The sequence below is a fragment of the Paraburkholderia podalyriae genome, from assembly GCF_014397785.1.
Lineage (GTDB): Bacteria > Pseudomonadota > Gammaproteobacteria > Burkholderiales > Burkholderiaceae > Paraburkholderia > Paraburkholderia podalyriae.
In genome coordinates this window covers 148849-173832 of the sequence record NZ_VZQQ01000013.1, presented here as the reverse complement: position 1 = coordinate 173832, position 24984 = coordinate 148849, and the positions used below count along the sequence as shown (strand labels likewise).

Annotated in this window: 19 protein-coding genes; 6 read left to right on the top strand and 13 right to left on the bottom strand. The window is 64.7% G+C overall.

What is annotated here, in order from left to right:
* Nucleotides 1-132: 132 nt before the first annotated feature.
* The 6 genes from F6X42_RS17770 to F6X42_RS17745 form a co-directional block, all read right to left on the bottom strand.
* Nucleotides 133-1734, bottom strand: a complete 1602-nt coding sequence (locus F6X42_RS17770) for a peptide chain release factor 3 (protein WP_187635473.1) — start codon at nucleotides 1732-1734, stop codon at nucleotides 133-135.
* Between the two features lie 747 nt (nucleotides 1735-2481).
* A complete protein-coding gene (locus F6X42_RS17765) occupies nucleotides 2482-2781 on the bottom strand; it encodes an H-NS histone family protein (RefSeq protein ID WP_187635472.1) in 300 nt (99 codons plus the stop codon).
* A 125-nt stretch (nucleotides 2782-2906) separates the two neighbouring features.
* Entirely contained in the window at nucleotides 2907-4106 is a 1200-nt protein-coding gene (locus F6X42_RS17760) for a serine hydrolase domain-containing protein (protein WP_187635471.1), read from the bottom strand.
* 67 nt (nucleotides 4107-4173) lie between these two features.
* On the bottom strand, nucleotides 4174-4377 hold the full coding sequence (locus F6X42_RS17755; protein WP_187635470.1) for a hypothetical protein: 204 nt from the start codon (nucleotides 4375-4377) through the stop codon (nucleotides 4174-4176).
* A 532-nt stretch (nucleotides 4378-4909) separates the two neighbouring features.
* Entirely contained in the window at nucleotides 4910-5173 is a 264-nt protein-coding gene (locus tag F6X42_RS17750; protein ID WP_187635469.1) for a hypothetical protein, read from the bottom strand.
* Nucleotides 5174-5272: 99 nt separating this feature from the next.
* The gene (locus F6X42_RS17745; protein WP_187635468.1) at nucleotides 5273-6739 is read right to left on the bottom strand and encodes a sigma-54 interaction domain-containing protein; all 1467 of its coding nucleotides are present in this window, start codon (nucleotides 6737-6739) and stop codon (nucleotides 5273-5275) included.
* Between the two features lie 325 nt (nucleotides 6740-7064).
* On the opposite strand from F6X42_RS17745, the gene F6X42_RS17740 reads away from it, so the two are divergent.
* The 4 genes from F6X42_RS17740 (at nucleotide 7065) to F6X42_RS17725 (ending at nucleotide 12483) form a co-directional block, all read left to right on the top strand.
* The gene (locus tag F6X42_RS17740; protein ID WP_187635467.1) at nucleotides 7065-8465 is read left to right on the top strand and encodes a GntP family permease; all 1401 of its coding nucleotides are present in this window, start codon (nucleotides 7065-7067) and stop codon (nucleotides 8463-8465) included.
* A 498-nt stretch (nucleotides 8466-8963) separates the two neighbouring features.
* The gene (locus tag F6X42_RS17735; RefSeq protein ID WP_008921056.1) at nucleotides 8964-9215 is read left to right on the top strand and encodes a hypothetical protein; all 252 of its coding nucleotides are present in this window, start codon (nucleotides 8964-8966) and stop codon (nucleotides 9213-9215) included.
* Between the two features lie 420 nt (nucleotides 9216-9635).
* A complete protein-coding gene (locus F6X42_RS17730; RefSeq protein ID WP_187635466.1) occupies nucleotides 9636-10628 on the top strand; it encodes a DedA family protein/thiosulfate sulfurtransferase GlpE in 993 nt (330 codons plus the stop codon).
* A 118-nt stretch (nucleotides 10629-10746) separates the two neighbouring features.
* Entirely contained in the window at nucleotides 10747-12483 is a 1737-nt protein-coding gene (locus tag F6X42_RS17725; protein ID WP_187635465.1) for an FAD-dependent oxidoreductase, read from the top strand.
* Nucleotides 12484-12559: 76 nt separating this feature from the next.
* On the opposite strand, the gene F6X42_RS17720 is transcribed toward F6X42_RS17725, so the two are convergent.
* The 3 genes from F6X42_RS17720 to F6X42_RS17710 all read right to left on the bottom strand — a co-directional run bounded on the left by F6X42_RS17720 (nucleotide 12560) and on the right by F6X42_RS17710 (nucleotide 16282).
* On the bottom strand, nucleotides 12560-12817 hold the full coding sequence (locus tag F6X42_RS17720) for a hypothetical protein (protein WP_187635464.1): 258 nt from the start codon (nucleotides 12815-12817) through the stop codon (nucleotides 12560-12562).
* A gap of 93 nt (nucleotides 12818-12910) precedes the next feature.
* On the bottom strand, nucleotides 12911-15094 hold the full coding sequence (locus tag F6X42_RS17715; protein WP_187635463.1) for an NHL repeat-containing protein: 2184 nt from the start codon (nucleotides 15092-15094) through the stop codon (nucleotides 12911-12913).
* 285 nt (nucleotides 15095-15379) lie between these two features.
* Nucleotides 15380-16282, bottom strand: a complete 903-nt coding sequence (locus F6X42_RS17710) for a DMT family transporter (RefSeq protein WP_187635462.1) — start codon at nucleotides 16280-16282, stop codon at nucleotides 15380-15382.
* Nucleotides 16283-16532: 250 nt separating this feature from the next.
* Here F6X42_RS17710 and F6X42_RS17705 point away from each other — a divergent pair, with 250 nt between their 5' ends.
* Entirely contained in the window at nucleotides 16533-17408 is an 876-nt protein-coding gene (locus F6X42_RS17705; protein ID WP_187635461.1) for a helix-turn-helix domain-containing protein, read from the top strand.
* Nucleotides 17409-17433: 25 nt separating this feature from the next.
* On the opposite strand, the gene F6X42_RS17700 is transcribed toward F6X42_RS17705, so the two are convergent.
* The 4 genes from F6X42_RS17700 to F6X42_RS17685 all read right to left on the bottom strand — a co-directional run bounded on the left by F6X42_RS17700 (nucleotide 17434) and on the right by F6X42_RS17685 (nucleotide 24009).
* Nucleotides 17434-20466: an FAD-binding and (Fe-S)-binding domain-containing protein gene (locus tag F6X42_RS17700; protein WP_187635460.1), complete on the bottom strand. Its 3033-nt coding sequence runs from the start codon at nucleotides 20464-20466 to the stop codon at nucleotides 17434-17436.
* Entirely contained in the window at nucleotides 20467-21216 is a 750-nt protein-coding gene (locus F6X42_RS17695; RefSeq protein WP_187635459.1) for a 2-keto-4-pentenoate hydratase, read from the bottom strand.
* A gap of 3 nt (nucleotides 21217-21219) precedes the next feature.
* On the bottom strand, nucleotides 21220-22506 hold the full coding sequence (locus tag F6X42_RS17690) for an MFS transporter (RefSeq protein ID WP_187635458.1): 1287 nt from the start codon (nucleotides 22504-22506) through the stop codon (nucleotides 21220-21222).
* 282 nt (nucleotides 22507-22788) lie between these two features.
* Complete coding sequence (locus F6X42_RS17685; protein WP_187635457.1) at nucleotides 22789-24009, bottom strand: pyridoxal-phosphate-dependent aminotransferase family protein; 1221 nt, start codon at nucleotides 24007-24009, stop codon at nucleotides 22789-22791.
* 169 nt (nucleotides 24010-24178) lie between these two features.
* On the opposite strand from F6X42_RS17685, the gene F6X42_RS17680 reads away from it, so the two are divergent.
* The gene (locus tag F6X42_RS17680; protein WP_187635456.1) at nucleotides 24179-24910 is read left to right on the top strand and encodes a GntR family transcriptional regulator; all 732 of its coding nucleotides are present in this window, start codon (nucleotides 24179-24181) and stop codon (nucleotides 24908-24910) included.
* The last annotated feature ends 74 nt before the right edge of the window (nucleotides 24911-24984 follow it).

The window sequence follows — 24984 nt, the reverse complement described above, 5'->3', positions numbered from 1 at the left end:
CGCGGCGGGGCGGGTAGTTCCGTCAGCATAGGCGAAGTCGCGTGCTGGCGCGGGACGTTGTCGCGACCGCAAAGCAAAAAGCCGCGTCGAACGACGCGGCTTTTTGCCTTCGGAACCAGCGAACTCGCGGCTTTACATCGCCTTCCTGAACGGCGCGCCGGAGTGCTCGCGCAACTCGTTGAACACGATCTTCGGCCACGCTTTCTGCGCGACTTCGATCTCGGATACATGCGAGGCCAGATAGGTCGGCGCATCGGACGCATCGAGCGCGATCCGCGCCGAGTACGAATCGGTAAAGCGGCGCAGTTCTGACGGATCGTCGCAGGTCACCCAGCGCGACAGGCGGTAACGTGCCGGCGCCATGCGCACGTCGACCTTGTATTCGGTCGACAGACGGTGCGACACCACTTCGAATTGGAGTTGCCCGACCGCGCCGAGAATAATCAGGCCGCCCGCTTCGGGACGGAACACCTGAATCGCGCCTTCCTCGCCGAGCTGCTTCAGCGCTTCGCCGAGCTGCTTCGCGCGCATCGGATCGACCACTTCGACGGTCTGGAAAATTTCCGGCGCGAAGAACGGCAGGCCGACGAACTGTAGCTGCTCGCCTTCGGTCAGCGTATCGCCGAGACTTAGCGTACCGTGATTCGGAATCCCGATGATGTCGCCCGGATACGCCTCGCTCACCGTCTCGCGACGCTGCGACAGGAACGTGACCACGTTGTTCGCGCGGAACGTCTTGTTCGAGCGCGTGACCTTCACGGCCATGCCGCGCTCGAAACGTCCCGAGCACACGCGGATGAACGCGACGCGGTCGCGGTGCGCGAGGTCCATGTTCGCCTGCACCTTGAACACGACGCCGGTGAATTTCGACTCTTCCGGCTGCACGGGACGCTGCACGGTCATGCGCATCGACGGCGGCGGCGCGAGGTCGACCAGCGCGTCGAGAATTTCCTTCACGCCGAAGTTGTTGATCGCCGAGCCGAACAGCACCGGCGACTGCTGGCCGGCGAGGAACTGCTCGCGGTCGAACTCGGGCGTCGCGCCGCTGATCAGGTCGATCTCTTCCTTCGCGCGCACCCAGGCATGGCCGAAACGGCGCTCGCCTTCCTCGTCGCTCAACGCCTGCAGCGTTTCGACCGCGCCGCCAGCGGTATCCTGGCCGGCGCGGAACACGCGCACCTGGTCGCGCTGGACGTCGTAGACGCCCTGGAAATCCTTGCCCATGCCAATCGGCCACGTGAACGGCACCGCCGACACACCGAGATGCTGCTCGATTTCGTCGAGCAGTTCGAGCGGCTCGCGCACTTCGCGGTCGAGCTTGTTGATGAACGTGACGATCGGCGTCTTGCGGCTGCGGCAGACTTCCAGCAGCTTCAGCGTCTGCGCTTCGACGCCGTTCGCGCCGTCGATCACCATCACGGCGGCATCGACCGCGGTCAGCACACGGTAGGTGTCCTCGGAGAAGTCCTCGTGGCCCGGCGTGTCGAGCAGGTTGATCACGCAATCGCCGTACTCGAACTGCATCACCGAGCTCGCGACGGAGATGCCGCGTTGCTTTTCGATTTCCATCCAGTCGGACGTCGCGTAGCGGTTGCTCTTGCGGCCCTTCACGGTACCGGCGATCTGGATCGCGCCCGAGAACAGCAGCAGCTTTTCGGTGAGTGTGGTTTTACCCGCGTCCGGGTGGGAAATGACCGCGAACGTGCGGCGGCGTTTGAGTTCGGAGACTGACATCGGGTCTGGCGGTCACGGAAAGGGGTTCGGGCGGTTCCCGGCGGCCCTGGGCGGCCGGTATGCCGCGCGTGGCGCGGCGGCGTCGAGCGGAGTCGGGCGCGGCCGGCGCTCGCGCCGCGTCCGACAACGGGTGGCGAACGGGTCACGCCCCAATGTTCGACGATACGGGAATCGCTGGCGCAAAAACGGCGCAAGGTGCGAATGATACACGTCCGGCGCGACGGCCGGGGAAAGGCGGCGCGGCGCCGGATGGGGAACCACGGGGAACGACGGGAGCGCCCGCGCGTCGCGAACGCAGGCGGCCAAAGGTGAGCGTTTTCGGGACTTGCGGTGGCGAATATCGATTCGCGGCCAAAGGTGAGGATCGCGAAGCGCATACGCGCACCTGCTACGACGCCAGCATCACAAACGCGATGCGCGGGAAAACCGCGACAAAGCTTCGCACCGCTACCGACAGGCTCTTGCGCGACGCCTGGAAACGCCCGCCAGCAAAGGCTGGCGCGGGTTTTCACCGAGCCGCGCGCAGCGCCGCGACACGATGGCAATTCGTAGATGCGGCGGTGCGTCGCGCGACAAAGCCTGGCTCACCGAACATTCCGCGAGGTTCGAATGCTTTGATAAATCCCGCTGTATGCGGTCAGGCATCACGCAAAGGTGAGCGTTTTCGGGACCTTCGCAACGGTGCGGAACGAATCAAACTACGCATCACTTCAGAGAACACGGACGCCTCAGCATCCACGACGAAGCTCAACCTTCGATCAGAAACCGCTCGCGATTCTTCCCGACGAGCCAGGCTGGCGAGCGCCCGCGGCCGCTCCATGTTTCGCCGGTCTTCGGATTGCGGTACTTGGCGACCGACGTCGTTGACGACTTGCGGCGCGGCTTCGGCGCGGCGCTCGTGAACCCGAGTTCTTCGGCGGTCAGGTCGTATTCGGCGACCTTCTGCTTGATATCGGCGATAGCTTGCGCGACTTCCTTGTCGCGCGCCGCTGCGACTTCCTTGTGGAGTTTTTCGAGTTGCGCGGTCAGTTGTTTGTAAGAGGCCATGCCGGTGTTTCCCCCTCGGTTGGACGCACTGCGATGAATTGCAATGAATGGTTGGCGCACACTATCAGACGAATAAATCACAGGATAGTGAATCGCGTGCCCGAGTGCATGCGCGGCGGACGCGCTCAATCGTCGATCGCATCGTAGACGCGGCGTTCGAAGTCGATGGCCATCGGAAAGGGGTCGATCGAGCGGCGCTGAATCAGCATCAGGCCGATCATGTTCTCGACCGGATCGGCGAACCAGCTCGTGCCGTACGCGCCGGGCCAGCCGAACGAACCGGGCGAGCGATAGCCGAGCGGCAATTGCTGCGCCGGATCGTCGACGATCGACAGACCGAGGCCGAAGCCCTGCCCCGCCCAGATCACGTGACCGAAGGCGGGCAGGCGGCGCTGGTCGCGGCTCAGGAAATTGCTGCGCATCAGATCGACCGAGCGATGCGACAGCAGCCGCGTGTCGCCGACGCGCCCACGCCCGAGCAGCAGCTGCGCGAATTGCAGATAGTCCTCGGCGGTCGAGACCAACCCGCCGCCGCCGCTCTGAAAGCGCCGCGGATTCGCCCAACGGCTGGCCGCCGCATGATCCTCGACCACGCGACGCCGCGTGCCGGGATCGATGTTGTATGCGGTAGCGAGGCGCGCAAGCTGCGCGTCGGGCACCCAGAACGCGGTGTCGCGCATGCCGAGCGGCTCGAAGATACGCGTGCGGAAAAACTCGCCGAGCGGCATGCCACTCACGCGTTCGATCAGCACGCCGAGCACGTCGGTCGCAACGCCGTAGTGCCAGCGCGAGCCGGGCTGGAACATCAGCGGCAACGCGGCGATGCGCGCCAGCCACGCGCTGTTGTCGCCGCTCGCTTCGAAGCCGTTGAACGCGGCCGCGTAGGCTTCGGCGAGCGGACCCGTAGCCGTGAAGTGATACGCGAAGCCCGCGCGATGCGTGAGCAGATCGAGCACCGTGAGCGGCGCGCGGATCGGATCGCTCCGGTCGAGCGGGCCGGTCGGATCGCGCAGCACGCGCGGCGCCGCAAGCTCGGGCAGCCACGGTGAAATGGGCGTATCGAGAGCGAGGCGGTCTTCCTCGATCAGCATCAGGATCGCGGCACTCGTCACCGGCTTCGTCATCGACGCGATGCGAAACAGCGTGTCGCGCTCCATCGGCAATTGCGCGGCTTCGTCGCGTAGGCCGACCGGTTCGAAGTAGCCGATTTCGCCATGCCGCCATACGAGCGACACCACCCCCGCCACTTCGCCCCGTTCCACGTAGCCCTGCATCTCATTGGTCAACGTCGTGAGCCGGGTCGCGGCAAGTCCCGCTATCTGCATGTTCGTCCTGTGTCGGTACAAGAAAACGGATTTCCTAAGTGCCGATTCCGATTGGTGGACACAGTGATTAGGCTTTCTGCCGTTTTTCCAGTGCGCAAAGCGCGGCATCGAGGCGTTTGACGCGTGTTGCCTGCGCCGGCACAAGAACCGCACCGGAAACGTGCTTGAGGCGGTTTCGCCAGTAAGACAACGGAATACGGTCTTGTACGGAAATATGGGAAATTATTTGCTCGAGATGCTCGATGTCTTTTTCGAGTTGCTGATGATTCATTGCTTTCCCCGAATTCTATTGGATTAGTGTTGGAGCAAGAAAATCGAAAGCATGAAGCCGCGTTGGCCTGCGCGGCCCGAAAATAAGGCCTGCCGGTGGCGGAAAAACCTTCCCGAACCTCTGCTGCGTCGGAAAAACCGGCGGTTTCTCCGCGCCGTGTTAAATCACCAAACGGTTTAAAAAGAATACTGCTGTCAAAGTTCACCTTCCGTTAGCTTCCGCACCGACCCGGTTCGACGCCCCCAAGGGTGAAGACAAATTGTCGTCGGGCGCACAGCATAAGCGGTGCGCGGCGACTCAAGGTTGTAAAAATGCCGCGTGCGGACCTACTTAACCCAATTCGCATGCTAATCGCTTATCGACACACATTAGGCGCATGGATTTATGACGGCCATGTGCTAACCGGAATGACGCGAGGTGCTATTCGAGCGGATTGGGAATGGCGGGGGTTCGCAGAAAAGAAACCAGACGGCGCCGGCCGATTATCGGCCAGCCGAGCGCGCCGGCATTGCACCGGCGCGACACCAAGTGCTTACTTCGCGGTCGCGCGGCACGCGTAGATCAGGCTCAATGTGCCGCCCTCACTCGATTGGCGCACGACGTCGAACGCGCCATTGCAACTCGCGGCCGCCTGCTGCGAGCACGAGTCGGAACCCACCGGGCATTGCACCAGCGTGGTCGCGCGGCCGTCCGGCAGGAACAGCGGCGCGCTGCTGCTGCAACCGCCAAGCGCGACAATCGCGCCGACGGCCAGCACAACGCTGGAGCGGCGCGCGAAGAAGGAAAGGCGTTTCATGGAGACCCCGGTCACGTCTTGTTTTTCGATCTCGCGATTGTGCCACGCGGCCCTCGTGCTGCGTCAGTTCGCACGGCACGACCGGTTGGGCACGACGCGTCAAACGTCGATGCCGTGCGCGGCGATCTTCTTGTATAGCGTCGCGCGACCCATGCCGATCTGTTTGGCAGTGTCGATGACGCGGCCGCCGTTCGCGCGCAACGCGTCGCACAGAAAACGCTTTTCGAACGCGGCCATCGCGTCGCTCCACGAGGACGGTTCGGCCGCGACGGTAGCGTCCACGCTGGCGTGCGCCAGAGGCGGGGTCTGCGTCGGTGCGAGCGTGCCGCCCTGCCCCGAGCCGATGAAAGGCGCGAGCACGCGCGCATCGATGCGTTCGCTGTCGGACAGCATCACGGCGCGCTCCAATGTGTTGCGCAGCTCGCGCACGTTGCCGGGCCAGCCGTATGCGCACAGCAGGCGCAACGCGTCGTCGTGCAATTCGAAGTGTCTGCCGCCGGGTGCCTGCGCAGCCAGATCCTCAAGCATCGCGTAGGCAAGCGCCTCGATGTCGGACGAACGCTCGCGCAGCGCGGGCGCATGGATCGTCAGCACGTTGAGCCGGTAGAACAGGTCCGCGCGAAAACGCCCGGCCGCGACGAGCGCGGGCAGGTCGGCCGACGTCGCCGCGATGATCCGCACATCCGCGCGCACGATGCGGTTCGAGCCGAGCGGCTCGAACTCCTTGTCCTGCAGCACGCGCAGCAGCTTGCCTTGCAATGACGGCGGCATGTCGCCGATCTCGTCGAGAAACAGCGTGCCGCCGTTCGCGAGCTCGAACTTGCCGACCCGCCCCTTGCGATCCGCTCCGGTGTACGCGCCGGGCGCGGCGCCAAAGAATTCGACTTCGAGCAGCGTGTCGGGAATCGCCGCGACATTCACACTGACGAGCGGCTGATGCGCGCGTGCCGAGCCGCCGTGAATCGCATGCGCGAGCAGCTCCTTGCCGGTGCCGGTTTCGCCGAGCAGCAGCACCGGCGATTCCAGTTGCGCCGCGCGCCGCGCCTGGCGCTTGACTTCGAGCGACGCGGCGCTCGTGCCGACGAAACTGCCGAACGTGTAGCGCGCGCGGCGCGCCTGCGCGAGCGACTGGCGCGTCGCGATCAGTTCCTGCTGCAGCCGCGAGTACTGCGAAAAAAGCGGCGACAGCGCTTTCAGCTCGTCGAACAGCGCGAAGCCGACCGCGCCGATCGTCGCGCCGGCATCGTCCTTCAGCGGCAGACGCGTGACGACGAGCGGTTCGCGATCGGTCTCCATGATGTCGAGCAGGATCGGCCGGCCGGTGTTGACGACCTCGCGCATCAGACTGTTCGGGATCACCGCTTCGCAATCCCGGCCAATCGCCTGCTGCGGGTCCGCAAAGCCGAAGCGCGCCGCATAACGCTTGTTGATCCAGACGACGCGCGCCTGCCCATCGACGATAAACGTGCCTTCGCTGAAGTTTTCGAACGTGCGAAAGAGCGAATCCATTGCCCGACGAAGCACGTCGTCATAAGTGGCGGGCAAGCCCGTCCAGTCGGTCATCATGCTGTCGCTGTCTCCACTTATCGTTGTGTCTGTGCCCGTCTCCATTGGTGGACGAATTTATCTCCAAATGGAGACAGGCGACAGGCCTTATCCATCATGACTTACCCTGGTTTGAGGCTATCCCCAGCGGATTGGCGTCCCGTTCTGGAGACGCCCGGGTACAATCCGCCGGCGTTGCCCGGGCCGCGCTGCGCGGGCGCGCCTTGCGCCACGCCGCCTGGCCGGCAAAACGCCCGGCGTGGCATGGAAGCTGCATTCCGACCGCGCCGCGCCGTCGCTCGATCAGCACGGCAACCCCTTAGAACAACCCGGCTATGGAGACTCAATGTCCTTTCTCATCGTTATCGCCGCGCTGGCGTTTCTGATGTTCGCCGCGTATCGCGGCTACAGCGTGATCCTGTTCGCGCCGATCGCGGCGCTCGCCGCCGTCCTCGCTACCGAGCCCGCCGCCGTCGCGCCCGTCTTCACGAGCATCTTCATGGACAAGATGGTCGGCTTCGTGAAGCTGTACTTCCCGGTGTTTCTGCTCGGCGCCGTGTTCGGCAAGGTAATCGAGCTGTCGGGCTTCTCAGAGGCGATCGTCGCGGCCGCGATCCGCTATATCGGCCGCTCGCGCGCGAATGCGGTGATCGTCGCGGTGTGCGCGCTGCTCACCTACGGCGGCGTGTCGCTGTTCGTCGTCGTGTTCGCGGTCTATCCGTTCGCGGCCGAGCTATATCGCCAAAGCAACATTCCGAAGCGACTGATGCCCGGCGCGATCGCGCTCGGCGCGTTCTCGTTCACGATGGACTCGCTGCCCGGCACGCCGCAGATCCAGAACATCATCCCGACGACGTTCTTCAAGACCACCTCGTGGGCCGCGCCGACGCTCGGCGTGATCGGCTCGCTGTTCATCCTCGTGGTCGGTCTGTCGTATCTGGAATGGCGCCGCCGCGCCGCGATCGCGACCGGCGAGGGTTACGGCACCGAACTCGTCAACGAGCCGGAGCACGTCGAATCGAAGCACCTGCCGCATCCGCTGCTGGCTGTGGCGCCGCTCGTCGTGGTCGGCGTCGCGAACTTCCTGCTGACGCGCTGGATTCCGACCTGGTACGGTCCGACCTTCACGGTCACGCCTGACACCCTACCGGGTCTGCATGCGCCGGTCGAGACGAGCGTCAAGGCCGTGGTCGCGATCTGGGCCGTGCAGGGCGCGCTGCTGCTCGGCATCGTGATGGTCGTCGTGACGGCGTTCGGTCGCGTCAGCCAGCGCTTCGCGGTCGGCACGAAGGCGGCGGTGGCGGGCGCGCTGCTGGCGTCGCTCAATACTGCGTCGGAATATGGCTTCGGCGGCGTGATCGCGGCGCTTCCGGGCTTTGTCGTCGTCGGCAATGCGCTGAAAAGCATTCCGAATCCGCTGGTCAACGCGGCCGTGTCGGTCAGTACGCTGGCGGGAATCACGGGGTCGGCGTCCGGCGGGATGAGCATCGCGCTCGCCGCGATGTCGGAGATGTTCATCAAGGGTGCGCAAGCCGCGCAGATTCCGCTCGAGGTGCTGCATCGCGTGGTCGCGATGGCGAGCGGCGGCATGGATACGCTGCCGCACAACGGCGCGGTGATCACGCTGCTCGCGGTGACGGGCCTCACGCATCGGCAGTCGTATCGCGACATCTTCGCGGTCACCGTGATCAAGACGCTCGCGGTGTTCTTCGTGATCGCGGTGTATTACGCGACCGGCCTGGTGTGAGCGTCGAACCGGAAAACGGTACTTTGATCTGATAGATCCGCATTACTCCCACCTCGACAGTTCGGCAACGAAGCACGAGGATGGAGTCGTCAGCGCCCACTCGTTGCAAGGGCAGGCTGACCCGAGTAACAACGGCGTTTAACGGCCCGCCCCTATCCGGACGGGCTATTTTTTTGCAAGCGCGGCGACGCGTGCGGCCGCGCGGCGCATGCGCCGCCCAACGTCTCCTAGCCCGTGCTCGCGTCATCCGCATGACAAATCCGGAACGCGCATCGCACTGCCGCGGGGCATGAAAAATGCGTTCGTCGCGACGACGAGTCGCGTTAAACTGATTGCACGCTCCGCAACCGCGCATGCGCTAACGGCGGCGTCATACCCGACTAAAACCCCGGCGAGATAGAGACAGAGGCAGACGCAACACGGCACGACGACGCGGCAGACGGCACGCCATCCGCCCCGTACAATGGTTCCATCACCAACGCGACAAGGACAACTTCGATGCGCATCACCGGGTCCTCCGGGTCAATGGCCCTGCTCACCGAATACGACGACGCAACGGCGCGCGAACTTCGCTCGCTGCGCCTCGAATCGACCGAAGACGGCAAAGGCATCCTGCTGATCGAAGTCGATGAGCGCAAGCCGGGCATCCATCGCGAAGTGCGCTACGAAATCACGCCCGCGGAGCTGATCGCCGCGATCCGCGCGCATGGCGCCGAGTTGCCGGGCGAACAGCACAATCATCGTCAGTGAAGCAGGCGCGCGGCAGGTGGGTCCGCCGCGTGACTCGTCAGCCTCTCGCGCCGCTTGCGTCGCACTTCGACGCTTACGCGCGGATTATTCGCATGGGGCGCGCCTGTGCGCGTCGCCGCGCTTCCGTTTGTTCCGCTTGCGCCGCCAATCCACGCCTTCCTACGGGTTTTAGCAAGCGCTTTCGCGCGTCTCACCGGGTTCGCTTACCCCCGCCTTCAGCACGTTGTCACAAGCGCCTGCCACGCTTGCGTGTCGGGGTATGCGGTCACACATGCCGGCGCGATCGCAGCCGCACAACTGGCCGATTCCCGGGCCGATTTCCGGGCCGTTTGCACGTCTCGAAAATACGTCCATAATCCTTGCATTCGCCTGTGGATTCCTTACCGCGCTGCGCCCGCAAGGGCCGCGGATGTTAAACCGATGCTACATGACCTCGTCGCGCAATATGGACCGGCGCTCGTCTTCATCAACGTGCTGGCCGCCGCGCTCGGGCTGCCGGTACCGGCCATGCCGTCGCTCGTGCTGTTCGGCGCGATGGCCGCGATGCACCCTGGCTCGGTCGGCACGCAATTGCTGCCGGTCCTCGTGCTGTCGATCTTCGCGACACTGATCGGCGACAGCGCGTGGTACGTCGCGGGCCGCATCTACGGCGGCAATACGCTGAAGACGATCTGCCGGTTGTCGCTGTCGCGCGACACCTGCGTGAAAAAGACCGAGCGCTTCTTCGGCCGCTGGGGCGTGCGCGTGCTCGCGGTCGCGAAGTTCGTACCGGGGCTGTCGATCGTGTCGATCCCGATGGCGGGCGCGATGGGCACGCGCTATCGCACCTTCCTCACTTACGACGGCGTCGGCGCCGCGCTGTGGTCCGGCACCGGGCTGATCATCGGCGCGCTGTTCGCGCGGCAGATCGACATGCTGTTCGCGATCGCCGGGCGGCTCGGGCGCACGGCGGCACTCGTCGTCGTCGCGTTGCTGGTGCTGTACGCGGTGTACCGGTGGATCCGGCGCCGTCAGTTGATCGCGAAGCTCGCGTCCGCGCGCATCGAGGTCGACGAACTCGCGAAGCTGTTCGCGGCCGACCGGGCGCCGGTCGTGTTCGACATCCGTTCGCAGGAGAAGCGCAAGCTCGATCCGTTCGTGATACCAGGCGCTCTATTCGCCGACGAGCGGCAACTCGACGACATCGTCGCCACCTACGCGCACGATCAGAAGCTCGTGATCTACTGCTCGTGTCCGAACGAGATTTCCGCGGCATGGATGGCCAAGCAGCTCAACGAAGCCGGCTTCTCCGACGTGCTGCCGCTGCGCGGCGGCATGGAAGCCTGGCGCGACTCGGGCAAGCCGGTCGACTCGCTGCCCGCGATGCCGCCGCCGGAGGTCGCGGTCGACGACATCGCGCCCAAAGCCGTCTAGCTGGAATTGGCGGCGGCACCGTCCGCCTCAAGCGCGCGGCACGGCTCGCCCAGGGGTGCGAGCGCGCATCGCGTTGCCTGCCGTTCAATCGTGCAATGAACACCGAAGGAGCGGTTCAATGCTTTCGACTCAGGACGTTTCGACTCAGACTCAAGAAGTGGAAGGACAGCAGGGAGTCGTCGCCGACGCGCCGTTTTCGTCGCTGTCGACGCGCATGCACCAGATGTTTCCGGAGCTCAGTTGCGCCGAGATCGACCGGCTGCGCCGCTTCGGCGAGATCGGTCACTGGAAGTCCGGCGAGCTGCTGTTCGAGACCGGTCACACCGGCCCCGGCATGTTCGTGCTGCTCGAAGGGCGCGTGAAGGTCTATCAGCGTGACGGCATCGGCCGCGAGCACGTGATCAGCGAGCGCGGCGCCGGGCATTTCCTGGCCGAGGTCGGGCAGTTGTCGGGCAAGCCCTCGCTGGTTAACGGCCTCGCGATCGGCCCCGTCGAAGCGCTGCTGATTCCGCCCGAGCGCCTGCGCGCGCTGATCGTCGCCGAAGCGGAACTCGGCGAGCGCATCATGCGCGCGCTGATTCTGCGGCGCGTATCGCTGATCGAAAAGGGCGCGGGCGGCCCGATCCTGATCGGCAATAGCAGCGACGCACGGCTCGTGACGCTGCAAGGCTTCCTGTCGCGCAACGGCCATCCGCATTCCGTGATCGACGAACGCGACGAAGACGCGCTGCGTCTGATCGAGCAGTTCGCCGCGCAACGCGAGGACCTGCCGCTCGTGATCTGCCCGGACGGCTCGGTGCTGCGTCATCCGAGCATGCCGGAACTTGCCACTCGCTTAGGTATGCTGCCCGATCTCGACGACGCGTACGTGTACGACGTCGCGATCGTCGGCGCGGGGCCGGCGGGGCTCGCCGCCTCGGTGTACGCGGCCTCCGAAGGCCTGTCGGTGATCGTGCTCGACAGCCGCGCGCCAGGCGGCCAGGCGGGCGCGAGCTCGCGCATCGAAAACTACCTCGGCTTTCCGACCGGCATCTCGGGCCAGGCGCTCGCCGGCCGCGCGTTCGTGCAGGCGCAGAAGTTCGGCGCGCACGTCGCGATTCCGGTCAACGTGAAGGCGCTGCACTGCGGGCAGTCGCCGTATCGGTTGGAGCTGAAATGCGGCGGCCACATCAGCGCGCGGGCGATCGTGATCGCGAGCGGCGCCGTGTACCGGCGCCCAGCGCTCGACGGGCTCGAGCGCTTCGACGGACGCGGTGTCTACTACTGGGCGTCGCCGGTCGAGGCGAAGTTGTGCAAGCGCCAGGAGGTCGTGCTGGTGGGCGGCGGCAATTCGGCGGGCCAGGCGATCGTCTATCTGGCGACGCACGCCGCCAAGGTTCACGTGCTGATTCGCCGCAGCGGCTTCGAGGCGACGATGTCGCGCTATCTGATCGACCGCATCCGCTCGCTGCCGAACGTGTTCGTGCATCCGAATTCGGAAATCGGCCGGCTCGAAGGCGATGAGGACGGGCTCGTGTCGGTCGCCTTGAAAAGGCCGCTGCCCGATGGCGTCGATCGCTTCGCGACGCGGCATCTGTTTCTCTTCACCGGCGCGGACCCGAACACCGAATGGCTGCGCACCTGCGGCGTGCAGCTCGACGCGAAAGGCTTCGTGCTGACCGGCATCAGCGCGGACGGCTCGGCCACGGCGTGCGATCTCGGCACGACGGTCGAAGGCGTCTATGCGATCGGCGATGCGCGCGCCGGGTCGACCAAACGCGTGGCCGCGGCGGTCGGCGAGGGCGCGGCCGTGGTCGCGCAGATTCACCAGTTGCTGGCGCAGACGAGCGGAGAGGCGGTGGCGCTCGGCGCGTGAGCCTCACTGCGGTCTTGAGTGCATCGTCTTCAATGCAACGCGGACCGCGGCTTCAGCGCTCCACCCAGCGCACCGCTCAGCGGTCCAACTTCGCACGCAACTCGCGCGCGGCCTCCAGCAATCCTTCGTAACCCGAACGCGCGTGCTCCGGCAGATCGGGATCGCCGACCAGCGCGCCGAGCGTTTCGATCAGACTGTACACAATGCCTTTCGCCGCGCCCGACGCAATGCCGCCCGACGACATCTGCTGATCGACGTGACTGAGCGCCGCGTCGAGCTGCTCGATCTCGGGACGATCGTCAGAGGGCGGCTTGGGAGAAACGTCTTGCGTCATGGTCGAACATCGCTCCATTGAATGACCGGTAAAGTTGTTATATACCGATCATGCGCCGCCGTCTATTCGTGTTCGGCGCGACAGCGATCCACGTCAAGGCGTCCAGCGATACATCAGGATCTTCGCGCGCGCGTCGTCTTCGACCAGCACCACGTACTCGCCGTTATCGCGCCGCACCGCGCTGATGCCGAGATACACGTCGACCCAGCCGCTCGTGCCGCCGACGCTCGCTCCGGGCGTCATGTAACCGACCGGCGTGCCGTTGCGCGCGTCGTAGACGTCGATGCGATCGGTGTACAGCTCGGCGACGAAGATGTAGTTGCCCGCCACCGCGACGCCGACCGTAGTGGTCTGCGGATCGCTTTGCGTGTTCCACGGCAGCGGGATCGTGTAGACCTGCGTCGGCGTGCCGGTGCTCCAGTTGTCGTAGCGGGCCAGCACCGGGCCCGCTTCCTTCCAGTGCGTTGAGTCCCACGGAATCGCGCTGGTGAAACCGGACAGATACATCGTGTCGGTCGACGCGACGTAGACGAGCCGCGCGAGCCGCGTAAACGGCGCGGGCATCGCGAACATCTTCGCGCTCGCGTACGTGTAGATCGGATTGCCGGCGGAGTCGAGACCTTGCAGCGGCATTTCGCGCACGCCACTCAAGGGCGTGGCGAGCCACACGTTGCCGGGTTCGTCGACCCACCAGAAGCCATCGCCGACCGTGCTGCCGGTCGACGGATTGCTGCTGATCTCGCTTGCGTCGACGGCGCCATTGCCATTGCTGTCGCGCCACAGCCATTCACCGTATGCCGGTTGCGCGGCGGGCCATGTGCCCGGCAGCGGATTCTGCGCGAGCATTCCCGACGGAATCGCGATCTCACCATGCGCGGCATCGAAGCGATAGACGTTCAGATAGTGCGCGCCCGAATCGAGCGTATAGAGAAAACGCTTACCGTCGAATCTGCGCACCATCGGTTCGCCGCGCACGCCGCGCGGCTCGTGAAACGCGGGGTCGTCGGGGTAATCGAAGCGATCGAGCGTGAATGCCGCATACGACCATTCGTGACCGACCGGCTGCCTGTAATCGAGCGTGAAGCGCTTCGAGCCCGTGTAGATCGAAGCGGGCGTGGCCGGATCGAACGCGCCGCTATCAACGAAGGTCAGGCCGTAGAGCCGCCAGTTGAGCACGCGTGTGCCGTACACATAGCTCTCCAGCACCGCGCCTTGCCCGACCGACGCCGAGCCCGGCGCGCGTGGGCCCTCGCCGTTTTGCGCGACGTACAGATTGCCGGCCGCATCGACGCCGATGCCGGTGATGCCGCTGAAGCGCGTATCGCCCGGCACGCCGCGCACCGGGTGGAAGATGCCGTTGCGCGTGCCGATCGACGCACCGGCCTGCATCTGGCCGCCCGCGCCCTTTTTGAACACGAGAATCTGCTGCGAAACGCCGTTGTCGGCGACCAGCAGCTGGCCGGATGGCGTGACCGTGATGTCGGTCGGCACGGTGCTGGCGGGCAGCGCCAATGGACCGGCGAGCGCGGTGCCGTCGGCGCGGTAGTGCTGGATGCTCAGGTTGCCTGACCCGAAGCCGCTGATGATCCACAACGTCGAGTCGGTGTCGATCGCGATGCGGGCCGGCGACGCGACGCTCCACGAGCGCAGCGGCTGCATCGATTGCGCGTCGTACACGACGATGCGGTTGCCGTAGGTGTCCGCCACGTAAAGCTCGCTGTCGGTCGCGGCGAGGCCGCGAATGCTCGCGTCGGTGCCGGTCTTCACGGTTTGCACCGCGACGAAACTGTTCTTCGTCGCGTTCGCGCTATTGCCGATGCCGCCGGAAAACGGCGCGCCGGTCGCGAGATTCGCGAGCGTGCGTCGGGTGATGCCGTACCAGGTCTGGTTGGCCGGCGGATAGTCGGCGCCGACCAGCGCATTGCTCTCGTTGCCGATCGACATTGCCGCATACAGGTACGTGTGATTGACGGCCACCGCGTCGCCACCGGCCGCGCCCCAGCCGTGCGTCGAACCGGCGACCGCGAGCTTGCCGCCGGCGCGATAGGCGGCGATTTCGCTGCCGCTTTCGTCCCATGGCGAATTCGTATAAACGGTCCCATCAGCGCCGACGCTAATGGCCTGAATATCCTGCTGCATCCATTTACCGTCGCCAAATCCGAAACTATTACCGATCCACGAGGTGGTGTAATTCAATTGGGATTGCGCGGAGGCATTCGGCGAAACGAGGCTGTGGATTAAAACCACGGCCACGCCAAGGCGGGAGAAAATCTTCACGGCGGTATTCCTTGCTAGGCACGAGGCACGCACGGTAAGGCTGACCGGCGCGCTTCGCCTGTGCACATCGGAGTGGGTCTTTTATCCTCTCATATAAAAATAGCAAATTAATTGACGAAAAAATGGCTATTGAATGCCGGCCAATTCAAATCATTCCATTTGCATCGAATTACGTTTACAACGATATGGTCCGGTCACGAATCCGGTCAAGACCAGTTCCCGCAAAGACTCACCGGGCAGAGCTTTCCTGCTCCTGTAAATCCTCACCTCGAGCGACACGGCGCATCATGTTCGCGCCGGCCGGCGACGCACGAAAATCCGTCGCATCAGACCGAACGCCACCAGATTGCCAGCCACGACGAGCAGCAGACCGACCACCGCGAGCGCGGACCAGCGGTAACCTTCGAACAGCGTCGACGCGGCAAGCGCGACGATCGGAAACAGCACCGTGCAGTAGGCAGCGCGCTCAGGACCCATGCGGCCGACCAGCATCAGATAGGCCGTAAACGCGATCACCGAGCCGAACACTGCGAGATACGCGAGCGCGCCGAGATAGCGCGCCGACGCTTCCAGCGCGAACAAATAGCCGGCGAGCAGACTACCCACCGTCAGGATGGCCGCGCCGATCAGCATCGCCCAACTATTCGTCGCGAACGGATGCAGGCCCATCGACTGCATGCGGCTCGACAGCAGGTTGCCGGCCGAGAAGCACAGCGTGCCGAGAAACGCGACGCCAAGTCCGAGCCACGCGGTGTGATCGCCGAGATGCCCGGCCATCTGCTGCACGAACAGACAGACGATGCCGACGAGCCCGAGCAGCGCGCCCGCAATCGCGCTCGGCTGCAGCGGCCGGCCCATGAATAGTCGCCCGTTGATCGAGTTCAGCAGCGGCGCCGTCGAGAACACCACCGCGACGAGCCCGCTCGGCACGATCTGTTCGGCGTAGTAGAAGCACAGGAAATTCAGGCAGAACAGCGCGAGACCCTGCGCGGCGAGGTAACGCCACGCGTCGCGCGGCGGCCAGAGCGGCCGGCGCATGATGCGCAGCAGCGCGAACATCAGCAGCGCGGCGATCCAGAAACGCCACGCAATCGATACGGGCGGCGGTACCGCGCCGAGTTGCCATTTGATTGCGATCCAGGTGGTGCCCCAGATCAGCACGGTGACGGCATAAAGGAGGAGATTCATGGTCGGGCCTCAAACTGCAATAACGGGCTGCGATGACGGTCTGCAATGGCACGCAGCATGGACGAAAGCCCGACTATGCAACCGCTCCGCCGCCGGCAATTGTCTAAAATTGCGCACTTTTTCGCACCGATGCGCAAGCTGACCGGACGCGCCGTATACTGGCCGCTCAGCCCTCACCCTATACCCGGAAAAACCTCCGCGCGCCGCCGTGAACCCCAGTCCGTCCGTCCCCGTGATATCCACCGCCGGCATGCCTTTTGGCTTGCAGTCGGTCTGTCACACGCTCGCCAGCGCAAACGCGCATCTGGACCGCTTCGCGTGGCTCGGCGACGGACTCGCGATCGCGCTATGGACGCGCGACACGAAGGAAGCCGAGACCGTCTACGAGCGGCCCGGCCATCACACGCTGTCGTGCTATCTGGACGGCGGTTATCGCACCGAGCGCCAGAAAATGCCGGGCCACTACGGCGCGCCGTCGCGGCTGTGCGCATTGCCCGGCGATCACGAATCGCGCTGGTGGGTGCGCGGCCACATGCACTTCATGCACCTGTACTTCCTGCCCGAGCACTTCACGCGACGCGCGGTGCAGGAGCTCGACCGCGAGCCGCGCGAACTGACGCTCGCCGATCGCACTTATTTCGAGGACCCGCGCATTGCCAGTCTGTGCCAGTCGCTCGTCAACGAAGAGTGGGCAAGTCCCGATGGTCTGCTGCGCACCAACGAGACGGCGCACGAAGTGCTGAGCCTGCTATTGCGCGGACAGGGCGTGCGGCGCGCGAACGTGGCGCTGAAGGGCGGGCTCTCGGCCGCGACGCGGCGCCGCCTGCGCGACTATATCGACAGCCATCTCGCGCAGCCGTTGACGCTCGGTGAGTTGTCGGGCGTCGCGGCGCTGTCGGAGTTTCATCTTGCACGCATGTTTCGCGAGTCGTTTGGGCTGCCGCCCGCCGCCTGGATCGCACGACAACGGCTCGATCACGCGCGCACGCTGCTACGCACGACGACGCTGCCGCTCGCGCAGATCGCCGGGCAATGCGGCTATGCGAACGCGAGTCACTTTAGTCACCGGTTTCGCGAGGCTGTTGGGGTGGCGCCGAGTGCATATCGACAAGCGATCGGCGTTTGAGTTTCGCGCTTGCGTTAGCGCCGCGTCATTGCAGCGCCATCCCCAGCACGCGCGCGACGTGGATCGCGTCGACACCCGCGCCATCGTGAATCTGGTGGCGGCAGCTGGTACCGTCGGCGATCATCACCGTGGCGGCATCGAGCTTGCGCACCGCGGGCAGCAACGACAGCTCGGCCATCGCCTGCGAGCTCGCGTAGTGCTCCGCTTCATAGCCGAAGCTGCCGGCCATGCCGCAGCACGATGATTCGACCGTCGATACCTTCAATTCGGGAATCCACTTCAGCACGGTCTGCACCGGCGTGAATGCGTCGAACGCCTTCTGATGGCAGTGGCCGTGCACGAGCGCCTGCTGCATCGGCAGCGGGTTCAATTTGAGCCGCAAACGTCCGGCCTGTTCTTCGCGCACGAGGAATTCCTCGAATAGAAACGCGTGCTGCGCGAGGCGCCGCGCTTCGTCGCCAAAACCGTACTGCAGGAATTCGTCGCGCAACGTCAGCAGGCAGGATGGCTCCAGACCCACCACCGGCACGCCGCGTTCGACAAACGGCCTGAACAGATCGAGCATGCGCCGCGCTTCGTGCTTCGCTTCATCGACGAGACCCGCCGCGAGAAACGTGCGGCCGCAACACACGGGGCGCTCGCCCGGGCGTGCGTTGAAGTGGACCGTGTAGCCCGCCGCTTCAAGCACCCGTTGCGCGGCGCGCGCGTTGTCGGGCTCCAGGTGATTGTTGAAAGTGTCGACGAACAGCACGACTTCTTTCAGAGTGGCGGCTTGTGTGGCGTTGCGTGCAGACTTCGCGGACACCGCATCGGCCAGAAACGCCTTCTTGAACCGCGGCAAACTCCGCTCCGTCGCGAACCCGACCGAACGCTTGAACCACGCCGACAGCACCGGCACATTGTCCGCGAGCGCCAGCAGTCCCGGCATGCGGCTCGCCGCGCCCGCATAGCGCGGCATGAACGCGACGAGCCTGTCGCGCAACCGCACGCCGTGCGTCTTTGCACGCGCCGCCCGCGCCTCGATCTTGAACTTCGCCATATCGACGCCGGTCGGGCAATCGCGCTTGCAGCCCTTGCACGACACGCACAGGTCGAGCGCTTCCTTCACGTCATCGCTCGCGAGCCCGCGTTCGCCTAGCTGCCCGGAAATCGCGAGCCGCAACGTGTTGGCCCGCCCGCGCGTCAGATGCTGTTCGTCCTTCGTCACGCGATAGCTCGGGCACATCGTGCCCGCGTCGAACTTGCGACAGTGGCCGTTGTTGTTGCACATCTCGACCGCTTTCGCGAGACCGCCGCTCAGATCGTCGCCACTGCCGGGCGCGCTTTCTTCGCCCGTCAGCGGATCGCGCTTCACGTTCCACGTCGACCAGTCGAGCACCGTTTCGATGCGCTGTTCGCGATAGCCCGGCGCGAAGCGGAAATTGCGCGCGTCGTCCATCTTCGGCGGACGCACGATCTTGTCGGGATTGAAGCGATTGTCCGGGTCGAACAGCGTCTTGATTTCGCCGAACGCCTCGTTGAGCCGCGGCCCGTATTGCCACGCGACCCATTCGCCGCGACACAGGCCATCGCCATGCTCGCCGGAATACGCGCCCTTGTACTCGCGCACGAGCGCGGCCGCTTCCTCGGCGATCGCGCGCATCTTCGTGGCGCCGTCGCGGCGCATGTCGAGAATCGGCCGCACGTGCAGCGTGCCGACGCTCGCGTGCGCGTACCATGTGCCTTCGGTGCCGTGGCGATGAAACACGTCGGTCAGACGACTCGTGTAGTCGGCCAGATGTTCGAGCGGCACCGCGCAATCTTCGATAAAGGACACCGGTTTGCCGTCGCCCTTCATGCTCATCATGATGTTGAGCCCGGCCTTGCGTACTTCCCACAGCGCTTTCTGCGCATTCGTGTCCGGCATTTCGACGACCGCGTCGGGCAAGCCCAGTTCGCCCATCAACTCGGTCAGTTGCTTCAGCGACGCGAGCTGCGCGTCGCGATCCTCGCCCGCGAATTCGACGAGCAGAATCGCCTGCGGCTCGCCGACCAGCGCTTTCTCGATCACCGGACGAAATGCGGGATTGCTCAACGCCAGGTCGATCATCGTGCGATCGACGAGTTCGACCGCGACCGGCTTCAGCTTGACGATGTGCTGCGTCAGCGCCATCGACTGCCGGAAGGTCGGAAAGTTGACCACGCCAAGCGCCTTGGGCGCGGGCAGCGGCGCGAGCTTCAGCGTGATCTGCCGGCTGAACGCGAGCGTGCCTTCCGAGCCGACCAGCAGATGCGCGAGGTTCGCGCTGCCGTCGTCGGTATAGGCGCGCGGATTCTGGCAGTCGAACAGATCGATGTTGTAGCCCGCGACACGGCGCAGCACCTTCGGCACGCGCGCGACGATTTCGTCACGCTCGCGCTGCGCGATCCGCGTGACGCCCGCGACGATCTGCTGCAAGCGCTCGCCTTGCGGCGGCTCGCGCAGCGACGCGAAGCGCGCTTCGATGCCGTCGGCAAGAATCGCTTCGATCGCGTCGACGTTGTGCACCATGTTGCCGTATTCGATCGAGCGCGAGCCGCACGAATTATTGCCGGCCATGCCGCCGATCGTGCACTGGGCAGCCGTCGATACATCCACCGGAAACCACAGTCCATGCGGCTTCAGCCACGCGTTCAGATGATCTAGCACGACGCCGGGCTCGACCGTCACGGTGCGCGCGTCGGCATCGAACGCGACGATGTTATTGAGCCACTTGCTGGTATCGACCACGAGCGCTTCGCCGACCGTCTGCCCGCACTGGCTCGTACCCGCGCCGCGCGCGAGCAGCGGCACTTTCTCGCTGCGGGCGATCTCGAGCGCGATGCGCAGGTCGTCCTGATCGCGCGGCACCACGACGCCGATCGGCGTGATCTGATAGATCGACGCATCAGTCGCGTAGCGGCCCCGGCTGGCGAGATCGAACAGCACGTCGCCGCGCAGCGATTTGCGCAGATGCCGCGCGAGCGGGCTTATCGCGCGCGCGGCGGAGGGAACCAGATGGATCGGCTTGATGAGCAAGCCCGCAGTGGGATTCGTCATTTAGTACAACGCGCAATGAACCGGCGCGAGGCCTTCGATATGCCCGCTCATGGTACCCGCCTCTCGCGGGAAAAACATGCCGGTGTACGAACCCGCGGTGATCACCATCTCCGGCGTCACCTCGATGCCGCGCGCACTCGCATGATTGACGAGCCACGCCAACAGCCGCCGCGGATCGCCGGCCGGATTCGCGGGCGTCGTCTCGACGACGTTGCGTCCGTTGAACTCGAACCGCAGCGATGGCGCGACGAACGGAAAATCCTCGCGATACCGCGTGAATTCGCCGACGATCAGCGCGCCGTGGTTTTGCAGGTCCGCGAGCTGCGCGAGCTTGTCGACGGCCGGCCACGCGGCATAGCGGCTCGCGACGATCTCGATGGTCGCGCCGATCGAGCCGATGCCCGCGAGCACTTCGTCTTCGTCGTAAGGCGTCGCGGACGGCTCGAAGCGTCGGCCGAAACGGAACGCGACTTCGAGTTCGAGCCCGAGCGGCGCGAAGCCTTCGCGCGACAGACGCGCGCCGTCCGCGCGCAGATCGGTGTCGGGCAATGGCGCACCCTGGATCGGTCCGCTCGCCGATTTCGCGCCGATCTTCCAGCCACCGATTCGCGCGCCGCACGCGCTCAGGATCTCGTGCTGGATTGCGTAGGCTGCGTCGGCATCGGAAGGAAGCTGCTCGGGCGACAACGTATCGAGCGTAGTGCGACGGCGACGCGCATCGGCAAGAAGCTGGCTCAGTGATGTGATCATGTTTTATACGCCCATGCGGGTGGAAACGTGCGCCTTCTCCGACGCGCCGAGTTCGAAGCGGCTCTCCGGCTGCATGCGAAACGCGAGTACGACGCCGACGCCCATCAGCAACATGCTGCCGACGAACGGCAGATCCCAGTTGCCAAAGTAGTCGATCAGAAATCCGCCCATCACCGGCGAAATGATCGCGGCGAGCGCCGAGCCCGTGTTCATCATGCCGCTCGCGGTGCCGGAGAATTCCGGCGCAATGTCCATCGGGATCGCCCACATCGGGCCGATCGTCATCTCGGCGAAGAAGAAGCCCGACGCGAGACAGGCGATCGACAGCGTCAGGTCATGCGTGAACATCAGCGGAATCAGCGACAGCAGGCAGAACAGCATGCACACCGACACCATCCAGCTGCGCGCACGTTTGAGGCTGCCGGTGCGCTTGAAGATCGCATCGGTGACGATACCGCCCAGCGTGTCGCCGATCACGCCGGCGAAGAATACGACCGACGCGAAGATCGCCGACTTCTGCAATTGCAGATGATTGTTGTGCAGGAAGTACAGCGGAATCCAGCTCAGGAACAGCCACAGCGTCCAGCCATAGCAGAAGTAGACGATCGTGACCGGCGCCATGCGGCGAAACAGCTTGCCCCACGGCAGGCCGGCGATTTTCGGCTTCGGCGTGGGTAGCACGGCGAGCTCTTCAGCCGTGATGCGCGGATGATCTTTCGGGTGCTCGGTGAAGGTGAGTGCCCACATGACGACCCACACCAGACTCAGCGCGCCGCAGATAAAGAACGATGCGCGCCAGCCCCAGGTAGTCATCACGAGCACGATGAGCGCCGGCGCGATCGCATTGCCGACTCGCGACGCGGCGTGCGTGATGCCCTGCGCGAAGCCGCGCTTTTCTTTTGCGACCCAGCGCGACATCGCCGAAGTTGCAGCCGGGAACGTCGCGCCTTCACCGAAACCGAGCACGAGACGCGCGGCGAGCAACGAGGCGAGTCCGCCTGCGAGGCCGGTGAGCACCGTCGCGAGACCCCAGATCGCGCCGCAGAACAGCAGCGTGCGTCTCGCGCCGAAGCGATCGCTGACCCAGCCGCCGATCACCTGAAACAGCAGATACGGATACGCGAAGGCCGAGAACACGAGGCCGACCTGCGTATGCGTGAGATTGAATTCCTTGCCGAAACCCGCGGCCGCGGTGCTGACGTTCACGCGATCGAGGTACGTGATGAAGTACATGATGCAGAGCATCACTAGAACGATACTGGTCGCACTGGTCAAACGAAACCGCTTCATCGTCTCTCTCCATGGCATCTGTCGACGGCGCGTCTGAAGTGGCGCGCTGCATCGTCGCCCGTCGGCGGCGAGGGCCGCTATGGACGCATTGCATGTTGCTCTGGCCGCGTTCTGTGCGCAGCTCGTTGAGGGAAGCGCTCCCTGCTGTTGCGGATTGTTCTTTGTTGCTGACTGTTTGCCTGCCCGAGGCTCGCTGGGGTTCGCTAGCGTTCGAGGTGCGTCGCGCTGCGGCAAGCAAACCCTTGCGCGCAGCGCGTCACGCCTACGAACAGCGCCCGACGCTCAGGCCGCCGCCTTCAGCCCCGGCGTCTTCGGTGCCTGGCTCAGCCACTCCATCGCGGCCGGCATGCCGCTTTCCTTCACCGGCACGCCAGCAAGCCGCAGACCCATTTCGCAGCCGGCCAGTGTCGCGAGCAGCATCAGATCGTTGCAATCGCCGAGATGGCCGATGCGGAACATGCGGCCCTTCATCTTGCCGAGGCCCGTGCCGAGGGACATGTCGAAGCGTTCGTAGATCAGCTTGCGCACCACGTCGGCATCGACGCCGTCGGGCGTCATCACGCCGGTGAGGACCGGGCTATAGACAGCGGGATCGGCGCACTGGATTTCGAGCCCCCACGCGCGCACCGCGCGGCGCGTCGCTTCGGCGAGCCGCTCGTGGCGCGCGAACACGTTGTCGAGCCCTTCGCCGAGAATCATCTCGATCGCTTCGTGCAGCCCGTACAGCAGGTTCGTGTTCGGCGTGTACGGCCAGTAGCCGGCCTCGTTCATCTCGACGATTTCCGGCCAATCCCAGAAGCTGCGCGGCAGCTTCGCGTGCTGATTCGCGGCCATCGCCTTCGACGAGATCGCGTTGAAACTGATGCCTGGCGGCAGCATCAAGCCCTTTTGCGAACCCGACACGGTCACGTCGACACCCCATTCGTCGTGGCGATAATCAGCGCACGCGAGACCGGAGATCGTATCGACGAGCAGCAGCGCGGGATGGCCGGCGGCGTCGATCGCGCGGCGCACGGCGGCGATGTCGGACGTGACGCCCGTGGAGGTTTCGTTGTGCACGACGCAGACCGCCTTGATCGCATGCTGCGTGTCGGCGCGCAGACGCTCTTCGATCATCTGCGGCTGGACGCCGCGCCGCCAGCCCTCGATGCCTGGCAGCCCCAGGAATTCGGGCTTCAGGCCGAGCTTTTCCGCCATCTTTTTCCACAGCGTCGCGAAGTGGCCGGTCTCGAACATCAGCACGTGATCGCCCGGACTCAGCGTGTTCGACAGCGCCGCTTCCCACGCGCCCGTCCCGGACGCCGGATAGATCACGACCGGCTGTTGCGTCTTGAAGATCTTCTTGATGCCGTCGAGCACCTTGAGACCCAGTTCGCCGAACTCGGGGCCGCGGTGGTCGATGGTCGGATAGCTCATCGCGCGGAGGATGCGATCGGGGACCGGACTCGGCCCCGGAATCTGCAGGAAGTGACGGCCAGCGGGATGGAAATCTAGCTTCAACATCGGGTTCCTCCAATTGAATTTTGCATGCAAAAAACTATATCAGACGAACGGTGACGCCCCAAGTCAAAAATTGGCCAATGAGGCCGGTGTTTACCCTCGTTTGCACAGTGATTAACTAATCATTAGCGTTCGGATAAAATCCTACATCATGTCAAGCTGAGGTTTTTGTATGCAAAATTCGGATGTCGACGCGGGTTTGACCGCCGCCCCGCTGATGCCGAAGGTCGAGCGTCAGCGCCTGCACGATACGGTGGTGGAGCACATCCGCCGCTTTATCGTCGAGGGGGCGCTGGAGCCCGGCAAGAAACTGAACGAGCGCGAGTTGTGCGAAACGCTCGGCATTTCGCGCACGCCGCTGCGCGAGGCGTTGAAGGTGCTGGCTGCCGAAGGTCTGATCGAGATTTCGCCGAACCGGGGCGCGTCAGTATCGAAAATGTCGGAAGCGGAAGTGCGCGAAACGTTCGAATTGATGAGCGGCCTCGAAGCATTTTCCGGCGAACTCGCGGCGGAGCGCATCACCGCGGCCGAACTCGCCGACATCAAGGCGCTGCATTACGCGATGCTCGCGTGCCGCGCGCAGAACGATCTGCCGGGCTACTACAGCCGCAACCAGGCGATCCACGACAAGATCAACGAAGCGGCGAGAAATTCGGCGCTGCGGCAGACGTATGTGTCCGTCAATCGTCGGCTGCAGGCGCTGCGCTTTCGCTCGAACTATCAGACGCCGAAGTGGGACCGCGCGATTCACGATCACGATGAAATGCTGAAGGCGCTCGAGGCTCGCGACGGGAAGAAGCTCAGCGCGATTCTGCGGCAACATCTGCTTGATAAGCGGGATGCGGTTTTGCAGGTGCAGGTGCGGGAAGAGGTGGTGGCTTCGGCGCCTGTATTGAAGGCGTGATGCGGACAACTCCATGCCGAGTTCCGGTCCACGCGCCCCGCCGGCAAGCAAAACTTGTCCACCTAAAATGTTGG